The following is a 3,658-nucleotide window of genomic DNA, read 5'->3' on the forward strand; positions in this document are numbered from 1 at the left end:
CTATCAATGTACTAGGAATAACAGCATTCCGTTCATTCATATACCACTCATTACTTGAAACATTTTTATACCCCTTAGCCCATTTGTTTTTTTCGACTTCAAGTACTTTATCAATTAACAAAAATGGATACCTATGAGGCAGAATATCTTGAATATTAATCATTTAAGAGACTCCTTTTTTTATAAATTGCAATAATTTCTGATAACGTTCTGGTATTCACGACGTCCCACCAACTTAAGGCTGCGTAGCAGCCGGCCGCGATGCGGTTAGTCGGTGCGGATGTGTCCCGGAAACTACATCATCATTTTCCATTAACTATACGCCAAACTGTTTTAAATGATGGTCTAGATGTTTATATATGCACTTGCCCCATTCTTCAGGAGAAAGTTTGCCGAAAAAAGGATGTGGTTGGGTTGTACATTTCTTGGGTCCATTATTTTGAAACACAATTATTTTTTGTATTAATGTTTCTTTTTCCACATCAAATTCTCTTTCATCTACAATCATGATATTTGGAATCGTGGACATATTCTTTGGAAGTGGCTTATCGTTATAGACCATGGGTTTCACAAACTTTCCTATAACTAACCCCAGCCAACTTCTTGAAGAAGAAGAGTTCCCCATCGCTATTTCCTGAAAAGCTGAGCAATGAGCTAACATTTGCGCGACATTCATTTTACCCCAACGAGGTTGTGAATCTGGACGTAATTTTTTGATGCGTACAATAATTTCATTTGTGTGATTTTGTTCAAAAATGCTATTCATTGGAACGACTCCTCCTGAAAATAGTTTTTTCTTGCGCTGATTTCCTATAACGTTCCTGTATTCATGAACCACGGAGGGGGTTGTCTGCTGAAATGCCTCTATTTTAGCTTTGAATCATCTTTTCTCATGTGTTATCATAACCTTAAAGAAAGACCAAGTGCGTCAACACTTGGTCAGTACAATTGGCTTGGATGGTCTATCCCTTCTAAAGTCAAGTCAGGACAAAAACCCACCTTTGGCCGTTAACCTTGGGGTGGGTTTTTACTTTCTCTTGTTGTTATTGATGTATGTTAAAAGTGCAAGAATGAATGTTTCAAATAATAACATCTGAGTCATTGCATCTTTCACTTCCATGATCTCACCTCCTTTCGAAGGGAAACCATGCCCACCTAAGATTCAATTGTATCTATATTTTACCTTTGTTTTACATCCACGTACAAGCGTTCTTATCTACTTTATTATACTTTTCTTAAGTTCTATTTGTTGTCCATTATTTCTATCATATAACGTTTCTGTATTCATGACCCGACGTATGTCGGGTGTCCGGCGAATTACGGGCCCAGGGCATATGCCTGCAGCGTGAATATTATGTTATAGGAAGTCACCACCTTCTTCGAACAATCCACGAACCTTCACTGACTTAAGCCATCCAGCGATGGATTAAAGACTTAGCCAGCACAAGGTTACATGCCCGATACCACTCTTTCAAAAGACCTCTGGTCGACCAAACAACTAACGCACATTAAGCTTTGATTTCTCTATCATATAGCCTATGTCTGTAAACTTATGAATCTACCAGATTAGCATTATCATCCCCAGGTTTCATCAAGATGTTGTGCATAGTACTTGATCGGTCTACTAAAATACTGAAGTTTTTCATCGGCAGTTGTTTCTAGCAAATTAGTTAAAAGGATCTCTGTCGATTCTTTGTATTTTCCCATATTATAAAGAGACAGAGCTAGAAAGACTTGAAGACCTCTATGATTAGGGAATTCTCTTACACCTCGACGTAATGTTTCCTCTGCCTCCTGATAAAATCCTAAATATCGATATGTGCTTCCTAGACCAAGCAGGGCTCTTTCAAGATCCGGTCCAGATAGTCCTTGTTCAATGGCTCGAACATAAAATGGAATCGCTTCTTTTCCTAATCCTGAATTGTCATGAGCAACACCAGTCTGAAAGTTGACCTCAGCATCGTCCGGGTAAGTGAAAACCAAATCCAAAAGCATTTTACGCACTTCTGCAAGTATAGATTGATCCTGTTTAGCTCGCCCTTCTTCACGAAGTTGAATGGCCTTATCCAAAAGTTCTCTTTTCATTTTTACGTTCACCTCTCTTTTTTGAAATATTGCTTACAACTTATACTATAGCTTCGATTGCGGATCAGCTGTTAGGCTTTGTTTTCATTGATTTCATTGATTTCCTATACCGTCTTTGTATAATGTTAGCTGAAGTTCCTGACTTCCTGAAATGCATTCATAAATATTCGTCTTTCAAAAACCAGTGAAGCATTTTTTGACTCATTCGATTTGCTATTTCTACATCTCTTTCCTTAATCCATTTATATAATGGTTCTTCTATAAATCCTAATAAGTCCTTTTTGCATTTCTCTAGGCTTTCTACCAGTTCATTACTGGTAAACTTAATGCTTAATAGTTCTCCCTTAAGTGTTTCCGGATCATCTGACCACACTAAGGCATAATCATCAAAATACTGAATTCCAGGCGATGGGTCATGTCCAAGCCATGGACTTTGTTTAGCTTTAATTGAATAATCTATTGATTGTATTTCTTCAAGTCCACAACAGCAGCTAGGCATGATAAATGTCTCATCATCCTGTAAAAAAGCAACCCCACCTAATATCGCTACTTCATCTTTCTTTAATAGCTCTTTAAAAGATTCTTCAAAAGAAATTGAGGCATCAATTCTGTTATATCCAAATAAATGCAATAAAAACAATTCTACTTCAGCTTCACTACTATTCGAGGATAAAAAAGTGAACTCCTTTCGAGTCACTTCATTTTCAATCCATATTGGTTTATCGTAATAAGGTTCTCGAATTACTGGTTTCATATAAGACATCTTGAATACCACCTACTTAATCTTTTATAGCGATTTAAGGAATTCCAGCTAACGTTGATGTGTTCACGACGTCCCACCACCCGAAGGGCGGCCGCGATGCGGTTAGGTGGTCCGGATGTGTCGGGCTGAATATGCTTCCCCGCTACTGAGATGCCTCTGCGAATAACATCGTACTTCTGCCGGACCGAGGGCCGGATGGACTGAAGCTTGAATATGGTGTATACGCTGCCCTTACCCTCTTAAGTGATTATCATATTGTTCTTTATTCATTCTATTACGAGGTAATTATCAATGTGTTGATCTTTAAATACGGTTTTATTGTTCGTTACTGCATCTATCAATCTTTCTACTGTAAAATTTGAAATCGGTCTTGGTAAATTATCCATATCAAAAAATCCATATTCATCTATTTCTTTATTATCAACTTCTATGCGACCAACATATCCATCTGACTTAAACGTATAAATGTATCCATTCCGATGAGACATAAAATAGATACCTGATAAATCCATTTCATTGACTTCAATATTGACTTCTTCCTTCAGTTCTCTTCTTGCACCATCCCACACTGATTCACCTTCTTCTACTACTCCGCCTGGTACAGACCATTGTTTCTTTCCATATGTTTGATGAACCAATAGCACTCTATTATGCTCATCAATAATGATAATTCCTGAGGCATCATGGGATCGCTTCATTTTGTACCTCTTTCCTTTTATTTACTCTAGCAAGGGTTGCGTATAACGTTCCTGTATCCACGACCCAGCGCATGCTGGGTGTCCGGCGAATGCCGGATCCAAGACGAATGTT

Annotated in this window: 5 protein-coding genes and 1 pseudogene; all 6 read right to left on the bottom strand. The window is 38.0% G+C overall.

All coding sequences use genetic code 11. The features are described from left to right. A pseudogene (locus PPA03S_RS31940) lies at positions 1 to 163 on the bottom strand (beta-hydroxyacyl-ACP dehydratase); the annotation flags it as partial. 153 nt (positions 164 to 316) lie between these two features. Continuing rightward, entirely contained in the window at positions 317 to 766 is a 450-nt protein-coding gene (locus PPA03S_RS31945; RefSeq protein ID WP_062330052.1) for a DUF1569 domain-containing protein, read from the bottom strand. 261 nt (positions 767 to 1,027) lie between these two features. Further along, on the bottom strand, positions 1,028 to 1,120 hold the full coding sequence (locus PPA03S_RS34155; RefSeq protein WP_245683789.1) for a putative holin-like toxin: 93 nt from the start codon (positions 1,118 to 1,120) through the stop codon (positions 1,028 to 1,030). 455 nt (positions 1,121 to 1,575) lie between these two features. Beyond that, on the bottom strand, positions 1,576 to 2,085 hold the full coding sequence (locus PPA03S_RS31950) for a tetratricopeptide repeat protein (protein WP_062330053.1): 510 nt from the start codon (positions 2,083 to 2,085) through the stop codon (positions 1,576 to 1,578). A gap of 157 nt (positions 2,086 to 2,242) precedes the next feature. Beyond that, a complete protein-coding gene (locus tag PPA03S_RS31955; RefSeq protein ID WP_062330054.1) occupies positions 2,243 to 2,848 on the bottom strand; it encodes a hypothetical protein in 606 nt (201 codons plus the stop codon). A 266-nt stretch (positions 2,849 to 3,114) separates the two neighbouring features. Beyond that, entirely contained in the window at positions 3,115 to 3,546 is a 432-nt protein-coding gene (locus PPA03S_RS31960) for an NUDIX domain-containing protein (RefSeq protein WP_062330055.1), read from the bottom strand. Between the last annotated feature and the right edge of the window lie 112 nt (positions 3,547 to 3,658).

Origin of the sequence: Paenibacillus pabuli NBRC 13638 (assembly GCF_001514495.1) — a bacterium.
In the GTDB taxonomy this organism is placed as follows: domain Bacteria; phylum Bacillota; class Bacilli; order Paenibacillales; family Paenibacillaceae; genus Paenibacillus; species Paenibacillus pabuli.

Excerpts from the sequence above, each read along its gene's own strand:
- PPA03S_RS31945 (WP_062330052.1), bottom strand. The coding sequence starts at position 766 with ATGAATAGCATTTTTGAACAAAATCACACAAATGAAATTATTGTACGC.
- PPA03S_RS34155 (WP_245683789.1), bottom strand. The coding sequence starts at position 1,120 with ATGGAAGTGAAAGATGCAATGACTCAGATGTTATTATTTGAAACATTC.
- PPA03S_RS31950 (WP_062330053.1), bottom strand. The coding sequence starts at position 2,085 with ATGAAAAGAGAACTTTTGGATAAGGCCATTCAACTTCGTGAAGAAGGG.
- PPA03S_RS31955 (WP_062330054.1), bottom strand. The coding sequence starts at position 2,848 with ATGTCTTATATGAAACCAGTAATTCGAGAACCTTATTACGATAAACCA.
- PPA03S_RS31960 (WP_062330055.1), bottom strand. The coding sequence starts at position 3,546 with ATGAAGCGATCCCATGATGCCTCAGGAATTATCATTATTGATGAGCAT.